A 17,033-nucleotide genomic window follows, 5' to 3' on the forward strand; every position below is an offset into this window, starting at 1 on the left:
ATTTATGCTGCTTCACCGCAGTGGCTCACTTTTTACTTTTGCCTTTTTGTACTAGCCTATTTCTTTTGATATATACCCATCAACTATAATCAAAACTCTCGGCAGAGATATAATAAATTTTCTTTTGCTAAAAATATAATTAGAATCTTAAAAAGCAGTAATTGTATTACAAGTTATCTCATAAAATATTTATATACCTAATTTAGGATTATGTAGGGAATTGTAATGCAAAATATATTCTTCTTTTTAAGATTATTGAGGCTATAGTTCTCAAAACTGAGATTTTTTCTTTAACAAATATCAAGCCATTACAAATATATAGTAATATTATGTTTGTTAAAACAGAAATAAACAAAACAAGAGAAATCAATAATCCTTATTTAAGCCGTAGCGAAGTTCAACAAGAAAAAATACAACCTCAAGGCTTAAACATTCCATCTGCGACTTTATATTTAAGTCCTATCGGTCTTCTTTTTAGTTGGATAATTTTTTTCCTAGTATTACGCAAAATCCAGAGGTTTCTGGACAATAAAATGGTGTTTAGTGTCAAGGGCTTGCATCAAGTTCCTTGTAAAAATTGCCGATTCTATTCTAATAACCATTACCTTAAATGTGCAGTGCAGCCTTCTATTGTACTTACTGATGAAGCTAAAAACTGCTCTGAGTTTTCTGCCAAACAAGATAAGTTATCTCAAAAACAATTTTTTCACAGAAGAGACTAGTACCGCCGTGAAGTCAAAAGAATGGTATTGCAGGTTTTTGTATCCTTTTGGATTGTCTGTGGTCTTACAAAGTTTGACGGGACGGAAACCGATACAGACAAGAATAGTCAGACAAGCAGCAGAGACTCAAGTAAAGGAATTGGCATAAAAAGTTGTGATGGCTAAGTATTGACCCTGATACTATTTACATGTACCGAACTTTATACTACAGAAGTGATGTTTCTAACTTCATAATTAATCACTTACTCAGAATAGAGGTACACTGACTGATATTAATAAAGTCTTCTCGCCAAAAGCAGAGGGAGACAAATTTTAAAGATTTTATTTGGCAACTTGTCTTTTTACTCATAAAATCAAAGACAAGCTAAAGTTCTGTAGAACAGAAGCCTAAGTATGCCCGTCTTTCATCAATCAGGGTTAAAAAGCTATCACGAAAACTCAAATGCTAGAAATGGTAGATCGAATAAATGATATTGCTTGGCAAGCCCACCAGGGGAGTGTTGCAGCAATTATTCAATTATTAAACGAAAAGTTAGCCCAATCTGGTGTCAGAACCAGAGCTATTTTTGCTGATGGAGTCTTACAACTTCTCTGTGAAGCATCGAAAATAGAGCAACTGGAACAATCGACCGTAGTAGAACAAATACAAAAAATTCTGGAGTCGATTGCACCACGGAATATTCACCGAGTCAATATTAATAGCCGTATTGTCAGGGAAGAACAGTTACTGTGGCTAAAAGAAATTTATGGCGATCGCGAAAATCAATTACTGTGGTCACAGGAGATTACCCTAGCTCAACCACATGTAGTCAAGCAGCTAATTCAAGATTTCACCGGCGCTACAACTCAATTAGCACAATCAGCCCGGCTCAAAACTCAATCTTCTCGTACTTCTGTACTTACCAACAGAGACAAATATCGATATTTACCCAAAACCAGAATCCCAACAGCCTTAAGTCTGGGGTTTTTGTTGTTATTGGGTGGGGTCGTATATGCTCAATTAGGTGATAAGCTGAAAATTTTAGTTCAACTAGAAACATCCAAGCCCTCGACCACAGCCAAAGCCAACGAACGCAAACCAGCACCAGTCAGTGCTGCTAAAAATAATTTTGGCGACAGTGATGAAGAAAGTGATCCTTTTGGATCGGCTGTGCGAATTGCCAACCAAGCTACTATTAATGGTAAAACTGCGACGACTTCAATTCAATGGTTGGATTTAGCAGCCAAATGGCAACGGGCATCTGATTTAATGGCAGCAGTACCACAAAATCACACTCGCTATCGAGAAGCTCAGATTCGTACTGAACTATATAGAAAGTATAGTGAAGCTGCTCAAAAAGAAGCTCAAAAAAGCCCGACTTAAGCTAAACGCCTTTGTTAATAACGATAGCTCTGATTTTTTATCTAAAAATATGTAATAAATACTACCAAAATATTAGCATTTGATAGACCTAGAACAAATATACCTTTTCATGATTTGACATATTTTTGTCATCAAAATGTCATTTTGATCAGGCAAACTGAATTTATCTAGATAAAACAAGGTGTAAGTGTGACTCGGCGGTCTTTCCGCCTTTTTTTATTTTAGGGCAGTTTTTGGTGCGATCGCACTAAAATATTTTTGTCTCACGCAGAGGCGCAGAGGAGGACACTTGCATGGGCGGGTCTCCCGACTTGAGCAAAGTGTCCGTCGCGCAGAGAGGATTTTGTGCTTTTATAATCTTGTTATCTACTACCTACGCAGAATGCAGGCAAAAAAGCGATCGCTATGCTTCAGTATCCCAATCTCGAACAGGCGCTAAAATATCACTTCGGGTATGATCAATTCCGTCCGGGACAGCGAAAAATTATCGAAGATGCGCTACAAAATCGAGATTTGCTGGTAGTTATGCCGACTGGTGGGGGAAAGTCTTTGTGCTTTCAGTTACCAGCGTTGGTAAAGAAGGGATTGACGGTGGTGGTGTCGCCGTTAATTGCGTTGATGCAAGACCAAGTAGAAGCACTGCGAAATAATAATATTAGCGCGACATTTCTCAATAGTAGTTTGAATCCTTATCAGGTGCGATCGCGGGAAGAAGCGATTCTTAACGGTAAGGTTAGATTACTCTATGTCGCCCCAGAACGGTTGATGAGTGAAAGGTTTTTGCCGTTTCTCGATTTAGTACATCACCAAGTTGGCATTTCTACCTTTGCAATTGATGAGGCGCACTGTGTTTCGGAGTGGGGACATGATTTTCGTCCAGAATATCGCCAGTTGCGCTCATTGCGATCGCGTTATCCCCATGTTCCGATGATTGCGTTGACAGCAACAGCGACTGAACGCGTCCGTTCTGATATCATTCAACAAATCGGCTTAAAGCAGCCAAGTATTCACATTGCGAGTTTTAATCGCCAAAATCTTTATTACGAAGTCCGCCCGAAAACTAAATATGCTTACGCAGAATTATTAGAATTAATTCGAGAAATTGACGGTTCCGCAATTATTTATTGTCTGACTCGGAAAAAAGTTGATGAATTAACTTTTAAACTGCAAAATGATAAAGTTTCTGTTCTTGCCTATCATGCAGGATTAAGTGATGAAGAACGCAGCAAAAATCAAACCCGATTTATTAGAGATGATGCGCGGGTGATGGTGGCGACGATAGCTTTTGGAATGGGGATTAATAAACCAGATGTGCGATTAGTAATTCACTTTGATATTCCCCGAAATTTAGAAAGTTACTATCAAGAATCTGGGCGGGCAGGGAGAGATGGTGAACCTTCTCGCTGTACAATCTTTTTTAGTTTTGGTGATATTAAAACTATTGAATGGAGTATTAACCAAAAAACTGATGCTCAAGAACAGTTGATTGCTAAACAACAACTGCGGCAAATGATAGACTACGCTGAGGGGACAGATTGTCGGCGAACAATTCAACTCAGTTATTTTGGCGAAAGGTTTCTGGGAAATTGCGCCAACTGTGACAATTGTCGTCATCCCAAACCCGTGGAAGATTGGACAATTGAAGCGATGAAGTTTTTATCTTGTGTGGCGCGTTGCAAAGAAAGATTTGGGATGCTGCATATTATTGATGTGTTGCGCGGGGCGAAAAATCAGAAGATTACGCAATACGAACACGATAAATTATCTACTTACGGTATTGGTAAAGATAGAAGTGTGGAAGAATGGCGAATGTTGGGGCGATCGCTTTTACATCAAGGTTTGCTAGAACAAACTAGTGATGGTTATTCTGTTTTAAAGTTAAACGCCCACAGTTGGGAAGTGATGCGACGACAGCGCCAAGTGGAAATGGCTGTGTCTGCAACCCAAAAACTAAGTTTAATCGAAGAAAGTCCCAAAGCTGCTGAGGCTGAAGAATTATTACATAAATTGCGATCGCTGCGTAAAGAACTGGCTGATGAACAGTCGGTTCCACCTTACGTGATCTTTCATGACTCGACGTTAAAGTTAATGGCACAGGTACAACCAAAAACTTTAGTTGAATTTAGTAAACTATCTGGTGTTGGGAGTCATAAACTTGCCCAATATGGGGAAAAGTTCTTAGCAGAAATTCGGACTTACCGTGATGGGAAAAATTCTGTTAATTCTGCGGTTGATGTTCTACCTTCACTCAGTTTAATTTCTGGAACTGAATTACAGACTCTACAGTTACATCAACAAGGTTTAAGTGTTGCTGAAATTGCCAAACAACGCAAACTAAGCCCAGCGACAGTTGTCAGCCATTTAGCTAGATTAATTGAAAAAAATCAGCCTGTCGATTTAAATTTATTAGTACCTATGGAACATCATCAAAAAATTTGGCAAGTTCTCGAAGTTCTTGGTGATATTCCTCTCACTCCGTTAAAAGAACAACTAGGTACAGCCTACACTTTTGATGAAATCCGTTTAGTTAAAGAGAAGTGGCGGCGAGAAAAACGTAAATAAATTAGTTTTGGCGATCGCTCCAACTAGATAAGTATTATCTCACATTGATGACAACAGCGATCACCTGACATTTTTAAGCTATTTCTGAACTAGATATGGGTTGATTTGCTACTTCCGATTTGGTTTTATCAGCCAAAATTACCGACAACAGTTTTGGCAACATCAAACAAGCAACAGTATTCAGGAGGGTTAGCAATAGTCCATCGATAAAACTCATAAATAAACTCCTTTTTTTAATTTTGTTTGTTATTTATCTAGTTTGAAACATATTGCGTCAAATAAACTACATTAGTGCTTTTGATTTTCTTCTCATCTTCATAAGCTAGTTCAATATTTAGTTTTGTAAAATATAAACACAAATATCCAGTTCATCAAGTACTCAACGCATAAGCTCGATAATATGACTCAAACACAAGTCGAACCCAAACTATACAGCTTCGATGAATTTATCAGCTGGTATCCTGAAAATTCGGAAGTCCGGTACGAACTGCATGATGGAGTAATTATCGAAATGCCAAAGCCAAAGGGAAAACATTCAAATATCACAGGTTCCCTAATTGAGCAACTATTGATAATTATTAGGCAGATAGGCTTTGGGGGAGTCTGGACTATTCCCAGAGAATCGATTATCAAACCCAAACGAGAAAAATCTGGCTATGAGCCAGATATCATCGTTTTAAACAAACAAGTTCTTGGAGATGAACCCCGGTGGGAAAGCGAATCGATTATCCAAAATCCTGATTCAGTCAAATTAATTGTTGAAGTAGTTTCCACTAATTGGCGTGACGATTATTACGATAAATTTCGAGATTATGAAGAAATGGGCATTGAGGAATATTGGATTATCGATTATGCAGCACTGGGGGCGAGAAAGTTTATCGGGAATCCTAAGCAGCCTACAATTTTTGTTTGTAACTTAGTTGATAAAGAATATCAGATGGTCACTTTTATAGGAAATATGACTGTTGTTTCTCCTACTTTGCCTCAATTTAATTTAACCGCACAGCAAATTTTTGATTTAGCTTCGTAGTAGAGCCTTAACTAAGAGCGTATGACTTTCTCAAGTTACATAGCGGAAAACCTTTTTTATCGCTCAACTGCTTATTTGCTAGTTGCATCCTCAAAAATATCAGGGATTTTGTTGTTGTAAAGATGATTGACGACTGCTATCTTAGCAAAACCTAGTGTATATACTTAAAAGTAGAAGTTTTATATTTATTTGGGTAGATTGTGAGAAATCCTAAGCTACTTGCTTTATTTTTAAGCTTATCTCTAGCGACAACACCACAATTGGCATCTGCCCAAACTCCCATTGATTCACTATTTCAACAAGGAATCGCAGCCCAAGAAACTGGTGAATATTCCAAAGCGGAAGCAATTTGGCGTGTCGTTCTGGGAATTGACTCCTATAATGCTGGTGCATACAACAATATGGGTAATGCGCTGCGTTCCCAACAGAAACTGGATGAAGCTCTAGCTGCATATCAAACAGCAATCAAAATCAACCCTAAATTAGCCAATGCCTACAATGGTCTAGGCAACGTGCTAAGGGATCAGGGAAAATTAGATGAAGCGTTGGCCACATATAAAATAGCAATCAAACTGGATGGGAAACTAGCCAATGCTTACAACGGTATGGGCAATGTGCTGTCGGAGCAGGGAAAATTGAATGAGTCCATAGCAGCATATCAAAAATCAATCCAACTTGACCCAAAAAATGCCTTGCCATACAACGGTATGGGCAATGTGCTAATATACCAAGGCAAATTAGATGAAGCGATCGCTTCATATCGTAAAGCCATTCAATTCGACCCCAAATATGCAGTAACATATCATAATCTAGGCCTTGCGCTATACAACCAGAAGAAACTGGATGAAGCACTTGCAGCATACAAAAAAGCTATCCAAATCGACCCTAAATATACTTCTGCCTACGTCAGCTTGGGACTTGCACTATCTGAGCAGGGAAAACTGGATGAAGCGATGGCTAAATATCGGCAAGCCCTTAGTTTACCAGAGGATAAATCTGCAACTCCTACAACTGTCCATACATTGGCTCATAATAATTTAGGATTTGCTTTACAGAGACAAGGCAAGTTAAAAGAAGCAATTGAAGAGTATAAACAAGCTATCTCCATAGATTCCAATTTCGTGACTGCTCAAACCAACCTCAAAGAAGCAGAACGGCTATTAGCATTGCAACGAAATCCACAAGAAGAATCTTTAGCTAGTATCTTGCGTTCTGTGGTGCGGATAAATATTGAAATTCCTAGTACCAGTGGTATTGCTACTGGCTGGGTAGTGAAACGTGAAGAAAATACAGCCTGGATTATTACAAATCGTCATGTAGTAAGTGAAGCTCAACGAATCAAACGCCCAAATAAAAAAATCAATTTAGAATTTTACAGTCAACCACCATATAGTAGCGTTGCTTCCCAATACGAAGCCGAGATTATACAAGTCACAAAGCCCGACGATAAATTAGATTTAGCTTTACTCAAAGTTACAGGGATACCAAAAGATATCAAAGCTTTGACAATATCTTCTGATAGCGTGCGTCTGACTACCGAGGTTTTTGTTATTGGTCATCCTAGCAATGGCGCTGACTGGACAATCGAATCGGGCAGAATTAGCAATGTAATCCCTCAAAAAAACCAACTCCAAATCACAGGAACCCTTGCAGAAGGCAACTCTGGTGGGCCAGTTATTAATAAAGAGACACAGCAGGTTGTCGGTCTTGTCGCCTACATTAGAGATTATAGTCAACAACGAGAAGATAGAACCCAACTTCAACCGTCCAATCTTCCTCCCGCCACAGGTGGCTTTGGTTTTGCCTACAGTATGGACGTAGTAGTAGTACAACTTCGTAAATGGGGAATACCTTTATGAGGTGATTGGAAATAAATATAACTATGTTACGAAAAAACCTTTAGTTAGGACATCAGCTTCTGTCGTTAGGACACCAGTGGTTGTCGTTATAAAACCATAATTTAATAACCAATAACAAATAAAAGCGATGATGATGAAATATAAACTTTTATTCACTAATTTATTTATTTTCAGCCTTAGCACCCTCCCATCACAAGCTTGTCCCTCTGGCAACCCCCAAACAATTGGCTATATTCGCCGAGATAACAACCGTTGCGAAGGCATACAACCAAGAGATGTCGTCGCTGGTATTAAATTAATTTCCATTGCTACTCGTGGCATTACTAGCTATCCTAACCTTATAACTCTGCAAATTCCTCGTTTGGGTAACACCACTCCAGAAGTAACAGTACAATCTTTGAGCAAAAATTATCTTTTAAATAACTTATCTTTAAAACAAAATCAAGGTCTTTTTACCTTTCCCTTCAAACCTGATGTTTTAAACAAAGCGGCAGTTCCTCCCAACAGTCTACGCGCCCTTGCTAAAGTAGATGATTCAGTTTATGTCCCAGTTACCATTGGGAAGCCTTCTGGGCGATATGAATTTGTGTTTTATACTTCTCGTCGGGCAACATTTCCTACCTTTGCAATTTTGCGTAAAGGTAAAGTTATCTACACAAGCCCACGGAATAATTACCAAAATGGTGAAGTTGTATTTACTTGGAACGCTCTCAAAGCCCCTGCTGGTCGTTATCAAATCCATGTTATGGCGCAACAAGAACGTATTGGCAGAAAAGATGAGCCATTTGAACGGCGTTATGATTTTGACCACAATCCCAACTGGCTGAAATAAATCATGGCATTTAGGCAGAAGACTAGCAAATTACTGCGAATTATCAAAAATTTAATTATTGTTTTGGTACGTTCTGTTTATACAGTTATTAAATTAATTTTCCAAGTTTTGAACCAGTTGAGTAAATATTTAGCTGGCAAAAGATTATTTGTGATTGTACTGTTGTTATTAATAATTTTTGGTATTGTTAGTCTTTTTATTCTGATTCCTGGCACTCATATTTTTGAAGGTAATCTCGTTGTAAAAGAAGTGAGTTTTACCTATAATGACCAGCAATCCAAGCTATTTTTACAATCTGTTAGGCGAATTAAAAAGCTAGAAACAGAAGGTGTTCAAACATTAACCTTCACCGGCAAATTTATCAGCCAATCTTCGCCAACAATAAATAAGTTAAATACGCTCAAAATTAATTTAACTGATAGTCAGAGTAAGTTAATTATTACCCCAATTAACTCGCCAACAACCAGTGAAATAGATTTAAATGAACTCCGACTACAACCAAATACCAAAGTCGAAGGCTTAACGTATGACTTTTATCGTCAAAGAATAGCTTTTTCTCTTAAACCCCAAGCTACACCAGAGTTAGGCAATCAGCCAAATATTTTAAATCTTTATTTAGGAGAACAACCAGTAAAAATTACTTTACAAGGCTACAAATTACCAGAAGTAAAATTACCAGAAATTCAAGATTCACAAACACCACTAGAATTTACTTTAAATCCCGATATTAAAGAATTAAATTTGAAAATTAGTCAAGATAATACTATTTACCTGACTGCATCGGAATTACCAGAATATGATGAACAATGGTTTCGGAGCAAAATTGCTACCAAAGATGTTATTTTTGAGCGTTTAGAAAGAAGTGGTGATATTAGAGATGATTTAGCAATTTCTACGATCATCGAAGGCAAAGTCCAAATGGCAGAACAGGAACGAGAAATTAAACAGGGTCAATTTCTTATGGCCACAAAACCTGATATGCCTTTAGGGGACTTCCAGAGAATAAAATATACAATTAATAAAAATGATAATCATTATGAAAGAGAGAGAGCAGTTGCCGACGGCAACTGCTCTCTCCCACCAAAATATATGCAAGATAAATGCCTGTACTCAAAAATACAAGAGCGCAGTGAGCAGAATGGCTATTGCCGCGAAAAACCGTTATTTAACTTCTAACAATTACGTTGCTCCGTAGCAAATATCAACAAACCACTTGCCTAAGTTTGGTAAATTCTCTTGACCAAAATTAGTCAAACGTGAAATTTTATTTTCAATTTCTTGCATGGCTTCTTTAGTTAAACGCACCCCAGTAGCATAAGTTTGAGTTACTAACTTAACAACTGGATGTTTGCCATTCCAAGTCATAGTTTTAGCAAAGTTTAATGCGGTTTCGACTTCATCTAGGATGCTGCCATTCCAATGATTTTCTAATATAGCCCAAGTTCTTTCAATCGGGTTATATTTGCTGTGATATGGAGGATAATATGCTAAACGTATATTTAGTTGATGTTTTTGAGAGAATTCAACTATACGTTTCATAAACTGAGTACGTCGAGAGTTATTCTGACCTCCATTGTCTTGATTAATAAGTAAAGTTTTAATTTCGGGAAATCGCCAACTTTGGGACTAATGAATCTGCGTTTGGCTGCTCCTTTTAATTGCTGTGCAGTTTCCTTCAGCAAGTTTTTCAATGAATCCGTTAATTCCATTGACACCTATGCACATCCAAAAATTGAATCATCATTGAATTTACTACAAAAAGGGAAGGAAGAGGTTCCCAACGGCAACCTCTTCCTTCCCCCACCGGAATGATTATCATTTTTATTGTTTGTATATTTTATTCTCTGGAAGTCCCTAGATATAAAATTAATACGCCATATTCACATTGTGCCTAAAAAGGGTTTAGAAGTTCGTTTCGTTGGGAAAACTCAACAAATTAAAATTGGGCTAGATAAAAGTTTTCCGGTATCCAGCATCAAAGGTAGTTTTTTAGATGGAATTTTACCTCGTGATACAATTATTGCTGTATTTTCTTTTACAGCTGGTACAATTACCTCTTTGTTGACTTACGTAATTGAAAATGCTTCTAAACCAGGTTCAAAATAAAGTTATTATCCATCTTTGATAAAATACTTAATTTTATGAAATTCATAAATTATTCTTGAGTTAAAGATAACCCCAACTTCTTGGAAAAGTTGGGATTATTTAAGTCTTTTGGTGCAGAGATTAATCAATAGCTAGAACATTTGGAACAAAAATGAGGACTGAATTTACAATATTGACTGCCTGTTATTGCATAAACCGTACAATAGGGAAAACTAGTAATTTCCACTTTAGCTTTCTGCGAAGTCAGAACTTTTGTAGATGCTTGATTAGTTCTGATTTTAGCTAGAATCCCAGAGAGAAGCTTAGGAAATGCTAAACAAGCAATAGCATTAATCAGAGTGAGACATATTGCATCTGTGAAATCTATAGGTAATCACCCCCATTGAGAAGCTAGGTGGTCGCTGTTATTGACTGCAAACATCCAAATTAAGCAATCATTTGCGGATATATTGCTTAAAGTTTATATAAATTCACTTTAACATAAATTTTTATCAATACAACCGTTATTTTTGCGAAATAGCGGACACAATCGGCGATGTAAAAATTTAGGAGAGTATTGTAGTCTCAATAGCAGAATAAACTGGAACTAAAAAAATTAGTACACTTTTGGTAATGTTTTATGTCAAACACCCAACCTGCGTCTTCCATATTATTGAACATGAGCGAGCGAGAAAAGCTGGCATTTCAAGGTGCTGTAGATTACACAAAAGTAAATTTACTTTCAGAGATTTGGCCTTTAGCAGCTAAGCACTTTGGCAATATTGTGGCGTTGCGAAACCCGCACTCTAAGCCAGAAACAGCGATTACATATATCCAGTTAGCGGAACAAATTCAACAATTTGCGGCTGGGTTGCAGGGGTTAGAAGTCCAAGTAGGCGATCGCATTTCCTTAATTGCAGATAACAGTCCCCGCTGGTTCATCGCCGATCAAGGTATCATCACAGCTGGCGGTGTGGATGCAGTACGTAGTTCGCAAGCCGAAAAAGAAGAACTGCTGTTTATTATTGCCAACAGTGGCAGTACAGTTTTGGTAGTTGAAGATTTAAAAACCTTGAATAGACTGCGCGACAGGCTATGTGACTTACCAATTCGCGTAGTTATCTTACTCTCTGATGAAACACCACCAACGGATGATCATCTGAAAATACTCAACTTTTCCCAGTTACAAGAATTTGGTGCAAAGCATACTCTAGTGCGGGTTCAGCAAAATCCCGATTCTTTAGCAACTTTAATTTATACATCTGGGACAACAGGTAAACCCAAAGGTGTAATGTTGTCTCACAGCAATTTAATGCACCAAGTAAGAAGTCTCAGAGCAATAGTCCAACCCGAACCAGGTGATATTGTTTTAAGTATTCTTCCTAGTTGGCACAGCTATGAACGTAGTGGGGAATACTTTTTGTTATCTCAAGGATGCAGCCAAATTTACACAAACTTGCGTTCTGTGAAACGCGATTTAAAAGAATTTAAACCCAATTTCATGATTGCTGTTCCCCGTTTATGGGAGTCGATTTATGAAGGAGTACAAAAACAGTTTCGGGAACAACCAGCCAGCAAGCAACGCCTGATTAACTTTTTAGTAGGCATGAGCGAAAAGTATATCAAAGCGCAACGCATCGCCCAAGGGTTGTGTTTAGAGCATGTCAATGCTTCAGCCATTGAACGTATTGGGGCTAAAATTCAAGCCTTGGCCTTGTTACCGCTGCATATTTTGGGAGAAAAGATAGTTTATGCCAAAGTTAGAGAAGCCACGGGCGGACGCATCAAACATGTTATTAGTGGTGGCGGGGCGTTACCAAGGCACATTGATAACTTTTTTGAAATTATCGGTGTAGACATTTTACAAGGTTACGGTTTAACCGAAACTTCGCCAGTAACTAATGCGCGTCGTCCTTGGCGGAATTTCCGTGGTTCATCCGGTCAACCAATTCCCGGTACAGAAGTAAAAATTGTAGATCCTGAAAATCGCCAGCCTTTAGCCAAAGGACAAAGAGGTTTGGTGTTATTGAAGGGGCCGCAAATCATGCAGGGGTATTACCAAAACCCCGAAGCAACAGCCAAAGCCATTGATGCTGAAGGTTGGTTTGATAGCGGTGATTTGGGTTGGGTTACGCCAGAAAATGACTTGGTGCTGACTGGTAGAGCAAAAGATACAATTGTCTTGACTAACGGGGAAAACATCGAACCACAGCCAATTGAAGATGCGTGTTTGCGATCGCCTTATATTGACCAAATCATGCTCGTAGGGCAAGATCAGCGCAGTATTGGTGCTTTAATTGTCCCCAACCTCGAAGCCTTAGAAAAATGGGCTGACAGTCAGAACGTGCAATTACGTCTACCAGAACAAAACTCTGAACTCAGCACATCTGTTGACCTAGAGAGTAAAATAATCCAGGATTTGTTTCGCCAAGAATTGAATCGGGAAGTACAGAATCGTCCAGGTTATCGTTTAGACGATCGCATTGGGCCATTCAGGCTGATTCTCGAACCGTTTTCTATTGAAAATGGCTTGATGACCCAAACACTAAAAATCCGGCGACACGTTGTTGCAGAACGCTACGGCGACCTGATTAACAAAATGTTTGTCTGATCAAAGTACTGAGTGCTGAGTATCAAACCTTGATAATTTCCACTGCAAATTTTATAGAGTGAACGTGAAATATGGATGTCTCCAACCCCCAACTACTTTTGAAGCGCATCGTCAACGTCAAAGTTATTGTTACTCCCCTCTGGAGAGAGGAAGTACAACAGCAATTGCAAGCCCAGATCAATCAACTTGATCAGCAATTGCAACAACTTGACCTAGAAGGACAAAGAGCGATCGCCGCCATTCAAAAGCAGAGTATTCAGCCACCTAGCCCCCAAACTCTGCAACAAATCGACAATATCCAATTGCAAGTTAATCAGAAGAAAAGCGAATTCCTAGAGCAAAAAAATCAAATGCTGCAAAACCTTCAGCAAGTACAAATGCTGGAGTTAGATCAAGAAGTCAACCAATTTCAAATGGAAGGATTTTTCCGTGTGGAAAAAGGTGATAACTTAATTAGCAAAATGCAGGTGGAAATCGTGATGCGCGATGGCATTATCGAAGATATTCGCGGCGATATCTAAATAAAGTATGAAGTGTGAAGGATGAAGTAGGAAAATTTTATACTTCACACTTCAGATTTTTATTCTGATTTAATTGTTTGCTGTGGCGACTTCCAGTTTTACATTGTATCTGGGAACCAGCCCAGATAATTTCCCACACAGGCGGCGAACTCACTAAAAGCGATCGCTCAAAGGTGAATTTTAAATTAAAGTTAAATCTTTAATCTTTTACACCTCGTTAAGAACAAAATCCTGATACAAGTGTAGAGTATTCTCAACATTCCCAAGATCACAATCTTTCTGAACAATGGATATCACCCCAATCAACCAAAAGCAAAATTGCAGAAAATTTCTCCATTGTGTAGTTAGTGACAGCAAAATTCTAATTTACTGACCCCAGATTACTAAAGATTTCAATCAAATTACCGTCAGGATCACGAAAATGTGCAGTGCGGAGTCCCCAAGCTGGACGATCTAAGGGTTGGGTGACAACTATGACGTTGCGTTCTTTGAGTTTTTCGTAGACTTCATCCACGTTATCAACGGCGAAAACTAAAGCCATTTTGTTTTGACAATCAAAAGCTGAGGGTAGATAAGCACTGGGAATTGCTTCAGCCATGAAATCTTTTCTAAATAATGCCAGTTTAAGGTGAGATCCAGTGTGCAACTCAGCATAGCCACTATTTTCATCACCCCAATCAATCCAAAAGCCGAGTATGTCACGGTAGAAGAGAAAACAATCTGTGTAGTTGGTTACTAGCAGCCTGATATGTGTTAACTGAAGCATGATAACTATAATGTCTATTAGTGAATATACTAACTATGAATTCTCGGCTCTGGATGCAGGTTTATCAGCAAATCGCTTTCCACAATTGCTAACTCATCCAGCCGTTGCTGGACGATTTCCCGTGCAAAATAAGTATCTGCTAAAACCCAGTATGTACCAAAGTGTCTTGCTTCCGATGCCATTAAACCTTGATAAAATTTAGCTAATTCTGGTTCAGGACAGTGTGTAGCTAAAAGTCCTAGTCTTTCGTGACTGCGGGCTTCTATTAAGCCAGTGACGAGTAAGGAATCTAAAAAACGGTCTGGTTCGTTGGGACGGACAGCGGCTTTCAAACCAGCACCATAGGGAGGTGGTGATAAAGGTGCTAAGGGTATGTTGCGGCGTTCTAGCCACTGGTTGACAAGTTCAAAGTGTTCTAATTCTTCACGGGCGATCGCAGTTAATTCCCTTACCATTTTGGTATTGGAAGGATAGCGAAACATAAAATTTAACGCCACCCCCGCTGCTTTGCGTTCGCAGTGGGAATGGTCAAGCAAAATAATATCTAAATTTGCGATCGCTTGTTCTACCCAAGCATCAGATGTCGGCTGCTTGAGGGCGTTGATAGTCGGTAATGCAGAAGTAAGCACAGGCTGAAATTAAAGAAATTGCCATCCTGCTGAGTATCCCAGCAAATCGATTGTAATAGCGAATGGGGTGAATTAGTGTAGGCGATCGCTGAAGAGGCTGAATATTTGGGTTTAGGGGTGTAAGAGTGACTTCAATATAATTCTGTATAACCAAAATTAAGTAAATCACCAAAGCATAGTAATTTTCCTATTTTATTACATAAGTGTTGTGGTTGAAGTTAATCAACCCTACTTTTTTAGGAGTAATTATCTATTGCTTTGGTGCTTTTTTAGCGGATATTTCCGCCATAAGGGTAAAAGTAAAGGGCATATAAAGCCTATACTAGCTCTCTAGTAATTACTGTATCAGCCCACACTATTTTCCCAAATTATCAGATTATTTTTGTTCAACAATCTTATGTCAAGAAAATCGTATACTTAACCAAACTTTGTACTGTTAATTATCATGAATACTTTGTATTGATAATTAACTAAATATAAAATTTTACCAAGCAATTGATTGGCGATCGCGGAAAAATCCCCCAGTCACACCATCATTTTCAAGGGTAGCCAGCCAGACAATTGTATCAACTCCTTGTTCTGGGGTACGTGGTGCATTAGCGCCACCCATATCAGTTTTTACCCAACCGGGACATACAGAATTAACTAATATATTTGTGCCAGTTAATTCACTAGCAAAAATTCGGGTTACAGCATTTAAAGCTGTTTTAGAAATGCGGTATCCAGGAGAACCACCCTCCATATCTGTTAACTGTCCCATTCCCGAAGAAACATTAACTATTCGTCCGTAATTTTGCTTCTTCATTAAGGGAATTAACGCTTGAGTAACTCGCACAACACCATAAACATTTGTTTCAATTGTTGTCTGTAGAGGATCAATTTTGGTATCAATAATGCTGTTACTTCCTGATTGAGCATCAATATAAATACCTGCATTATTTACCAGTGCATCAAGTTTGCCAAACTGCTGATCAATAAACTCAGCTAAATTTTGACTACTTTCATCACTGCTAACATCTAAAGTATAAGCAATTACATCTAAACCCTCAGCCTGTAACTTTTGCGCGGCTACCTTACCTTTATCTTCATCTCTGCTGGTGAGAATTACCTTATATCCTTGTTTCGCCAGTTGACGAGAAGCTTCAAATCCCAATCCACGATTTCCACCAGTAACGACAGCAACTTTTTGGTTTGTACTCACGCTGATTTTCTCCCCATAATATTTTTTTCGTGGCAACTTTTAAAATACAAGGGTGAATTTGAGATTACACCCATCGTTTGACAGAAACCAGATGATAACTTAAATCTGCATCAATCCCCAAATCACACCTGCTGTAACTAGTGGGACACCAAGGTTATCTGTCCCGTGGGGTGATATGGCTTCAACTAAAGTTGCAAAACCAGCACTCACTAATGCTATTAATAAAGCCTTTCCCGCGCCAACAGAAACAGCTAAAGGACTAATCAAAGAACCAGGTAAAAACATTAGTACCAAAAATATTGCTGTTGTACTGGCTAAAAACATCGCCAGCGATCCTTCCCAAGAACGCACAGATGAACCTATTTGATATTGATGTTTTCCGAAACGTTTACCAATTAATGCAGCTAAAGCATCTCCCCAAGTCATAGCCATGATTCCCGCTACAGCAATGGGGACATGATCAACTGAGTCATCTGGTCGCCAAAATAACCCAAAAAGTAGTGTGACTGAAATTGCAAAATAAACAGTACCTGGGGAACTATCTTCAGTATCCATTGCACCGATGATTCGATAACGATAAAGCAGATAATTGATGAAAATAAAGGTGGCGAAAGGGATAATACCGATTTGCCAATGTTTAAACAGCAACAGCACACCAAAAACCCACATCCCCGCGCCAACATGGATAACCTTGCGAGTTAAATCTGGCTTGACACCAAAAAATCTTCGCAGTCCTTCACCAAGGGCTAATAAACTGACGGCATAGGTGTAAGAGGCTGCTAGTCCGATAAAATCAGCGTTAGTCATTTTTCACCGGTCTAGGGTCAATGATTAATAGTTATTTTCGCTTTT

The 17,033-nt window shown here is 38.6% G+C and carries 16 protein-coding genes and 1 pseudogene; 10 read left to right on the forward strand and 7 right to left on the reverse strand.

Going from position 1 to position 17,033, the window contains the following annotated elements:
• Positions 1 to 329: 329 nt before the first annotated feature.
• The 3 genes from NOS7107_RS08460 (at position 330) to recQ (ending at position 4,647) form a co-directional block, all read left to right on the forward strand.
• Complete coding sequence (locus tag NOS7107_RS08460; protein ID WP_015112560.1) at positions 330 to 722, forward strand: hypothetical protein; 393 nt, start codon at positions 330 to 332, stop codon at positions 720 to 722.
• 451 nt (positions 723 to 1,173) lie between these two features.
• Positions 1,174 to 2,085, forward strand: coding sequence for a hypothetical protein (locus NOS7107_RS08465; RefSeq protein WP_044500627.1), 912 nt, complete (start codon positions 1,174 to 1,176; stop codon positions 2,083 to 2,085).
• Positions 2,086 to 2,490: 405 nt separating this feature from the next.
• The gene (recQ, locus tag NOS7107_RS08470; RefSeq protein ID WP_015112562.1) at positions 2,491 to 4,647 is read left to right on the forward strand and encodes a DNA helicase RecQ; all 2,157 of its coding nucleotides are present in this window, start codon (positions 2,491 to 2,493) and stop codon (positions 4,645 to 4,647) included.
• 73 nt (positions 4,648 to 4,720) lie between these two features.
• Here recQ and NOS7107_RS28970 read toward each other — a convergent pair whose 3' ends face one another.
• Positions 4,721 to 4,864: a hypothetical protein gene (locus NOS7107_RS28970; RefSeq protein WP_015112563.1), complete on the reverse strand. Its 144-nt coding sequence runs from the start codon at positions 4,862 to 4,864 to the stop codon at positions 4,721 to 4,723.
• Between the two features lie 183 nt (positions 4,865 to 5,047).
• Here NOS7107_RS28970 and NOS7107_RS08475 point away from each other — a divergent pair, with 183 nt between their 5' ends.
• The 4 genes from NOS7107_RS08475 to NOS7107_RS08490 all read left to right on the forward strand — a co-directional run bounded on the left by NOS7107_RS08475 (position 5,048) and on the right by NOS7107_RS08490 (position 9,544).
• The gene (locus NOS7107_RS08475; RefSeq protein ID WP_015112564.1) at positions 5,048 to 5,677 is read left to right on the forward strand and encodes a Uma2 family endonuclease; all 630 of its coding nucleotides are present in this window, start codon (positions 5,048 to 5,050) and stop codon (positions 5,675 to 5,677) included.
• Between the two features lie 200 nt (positions 5,678 to 5,877).
• A complete protein-coding gene (locus NOS7107_RS08480) occupies positions 5,878 to 7,536 on the forward strand; it encodes a tetratricopeptide repeat protein (protein ID WP_015112565.1) in 1,659 nt (552 codons plus the stop codon).
• 127 nt (positions 7,537 to 7,663) lie between these two features.
• On the forward strand, positions 7,664 to 8,368 hold the full coding sequence (locus tag NOS7107_RS08485) for a hypothetical protein (protein WP_253274534.1): 705 nt from the start codon (positions 7,664 to 7,666) through the stop codon (positions 8,366 to 8,368).
• A 3-nt stretch (positions 8,369 to 8,371) separates the two neighbouring features.
• Complete coding sequence (locus tag NOS7107_RS08490) at positions 8,372 to 9,544, forward strand: hypothetical protein (protein WP_015112567.1); 1,173 nt, start codon at positions 8,372 to 8,374, stop codon at positions 9,542 to 9,544.
• A 3-nt stretch (positions 9,545 to 9,547) separates the two neighbouring features.
• Here NOS7107_RS08490 and NOS7107_RS08495 read toward each other — a convergent pair.
• Positions 9,548 to 9,982, reverse strand: a pseudogene (locus NOS7107_RS08495) (transposase); the annotation flags it as partial.
• Positions 9,983 to 10,255: 273 nt separating this feature from the next.
• Here NOS7107_RS08495 and NOS7107_RS08500 point away from each other — a divergent pair.
• From NOS7107_RS08500 to NOS7107_RS08510, 3 genes are all read left to right on the forward strand, one after another.
• Entirely contained in the window at positions 10,256 to 10,474 is a 219-nt protein-coding gene (locus NOS7107_RS08500) for a hypothetical protein (RefSeq protein WP_015112568.1), read from the forward strand.
• Between the two features lie 619 nt (positions 10,475 to 11,093).
• A complete protein-coding gene (locus NOS7107_RS08505; protein ID WP_015112569.1) occupies positions 11,094 to 13,064 on the forward strand; it encodes a long-chain fatty acid--CoA ligase in 1,971 nt (656 codons plus the stop codon).
• A 71-nt stretch (positions 13,065 to 13,135) separates the two neighbouring features.
• Entirely contained in the window at positions 13,136 to 13,585 is a 450-nt protein-coding gene (locus NOS7107_RS08510) for a YlqD family protein (protein ID WP_015112570.1), read from the forward strand.
• Between the two features lie 361 nt (positions 13,586 to 13,946).
• Here NOS7107_RS08510 and NOS7107_RS08515 read toward each other — a convergent pair whose 3' ends face one another.
• From NOS7107_RS08515 to NOS7107_RS08530, 5 genes are all read right to left on the reverse strand, one after another.
• Positions 13,947 to 14,354 carry a VOC family protein gene (locus NOS7107_RS08515; RefSeq protein ID WP_044499852.1) on the reverse strand — a complete coding sequence of 136 codons (408 nt, stop codon included), beginning with the start codon at positions 14,352 to 14,354 and terminating at the stop codon, positions 13,947 to 13,949.
• Positions 14,355 to 14,380: 26 nt separating this feature from the next.
• A complete protein-coding gene (locus NOS7107_RS08520; protein WP_015112572.1) occupies positions 14,381 to 14,980 on the reverse strand; it encodes a tRNA-(ms[2]io[6]A)-hydroxylase in 600 nt (199 codons plus the stop codon).
• Complete coding sequence (locus NOS7107_RS28975) at positions 14,928 to 15,134, reverse strand: hypothetical protein (RefSeq protein ID WP_172641458.1); 207 nt, start codon at positions 15,132 to 15,134, stop codon at positions 14,928 to 14,930. The genes NOS7107_RS08520 and NOS7107_RS28975 overlap by 53 nt, the downstream gene beginning before the upstream one ends.
• Before the next feature lie 330 nt (positions 15,135 to 15,464).
• Positions 15,465 to 16,181: an SDR family oxidoreductase gene (locus tag NOS7107_RS08525; RefSeq protein ID WP_015112573.1), complete on the reverse strand. Its 717-nt coding sequence runs from the start codon at positions 16,179 to 16,181 to the stop codon at positions 15,465 to 15,467.
• A 99-nt stretch (positions 16,182 to 16,280) separates the two neighbouring features.
• Positions 16,281 to 16,988 (reverse strand): diacylglycerol/polyprenol kinase family protein, encoded by a 708-nt coding sequence (locus NOS7107_RS08530; RefSeq protein ID WP_015112574.1) that lies wholly within the window; start codon positions 16,986 to 16,988, stop codon positions 16,281 to 16,283.
• Positions 16,989 to 17,033 lie beyond the last annotated feature (45 nt).

It is taken from the genome of Nostoc sp. PCC 7107 (assembly GCF_000316625.1).
Taxonomy (GTDB): domain Bacteria; phylum Cyanobacteriota; class Cyanobacteriia; order Cyanobacteriales; family Nostocaceae; genus Nostoc_B.

What these genes read in the sequence shown, in the direction of transcription:
- NOS7107_RS08460 (WP_015112560.1), top strand. Translation starts at nt 330, where the DNA reads ATGTTTGTTAAAACAGAAATAAACAAAACAAGAGAAATCAATAATCCT.
- NOS7107_RS08465 (WP_044500627.1), top strand. Translation starts at nt 1,174, where the DNA reads ATGGTAGATCGAATAAATGATATTGCTTGGCAAGCCCACCAGGGGAGT.
- recQ (WP_015112562.1), top strand. Translation starts at nt 2,491, where the DNA reads ATGCTTCAGTATCCCAATCTCGAACAGGCGCTAAAATATCACTTCGGG.
- NOS7107_RS28970 (WP_015112563.1), bottom strand. Translation starts at nt 4,864, where the DNA reads ATGAGTTTTATCGATGGACTATTGCTAACCCTCCTGAATACTGTTGCT.
- NOS7107_RS08475 (WP_015112564.1), top strand. Translation starts at nt 5,048, where the DNA reads ATGACTCAAACACAAGTCGAACCCAAACTATACAGCTTCGATGAATTT.
- NOS7107_RS08485 (WP_253274534.1), top strand. Translation starts at nt 7,664, where the DNA reads ATGATGATGAAATATAAACTTTTATTCACTAATTTATTTATTTTCAGC.
- NOS7107_RS08490 (WP_015112567.1), top strand. Translation starts at nt 8,372, where the DNA reads ATGGCATTTAGGCAGAAGACTAGCAAATTACTGCGAATTATCAAAAAT.
- NOS7107_RS08505 (WP_015112569.1), top strand. Translation starts at nt 11,094, where the DNA reads ATGTCAAACACCCAACCTGCGTCTTCCATATTATTGAACATGAGCGAG.
- NOS7107_RS08510 (WP_015112570.1), top strand. Translation starts at nt 13,136, where the DNA reads ATGGATGTCTCCAACCCCCAACTACTTTTGAAGCGCATCGTCAACGTC.
- NOS7107_RS08530 (WP_015112574.1), bottom strand. Translation starts at nt 16,988, where the DNA reads ATGACTAACGCTGATTTTATCGGACTAGCAGCCTCTTACACCTATGCC.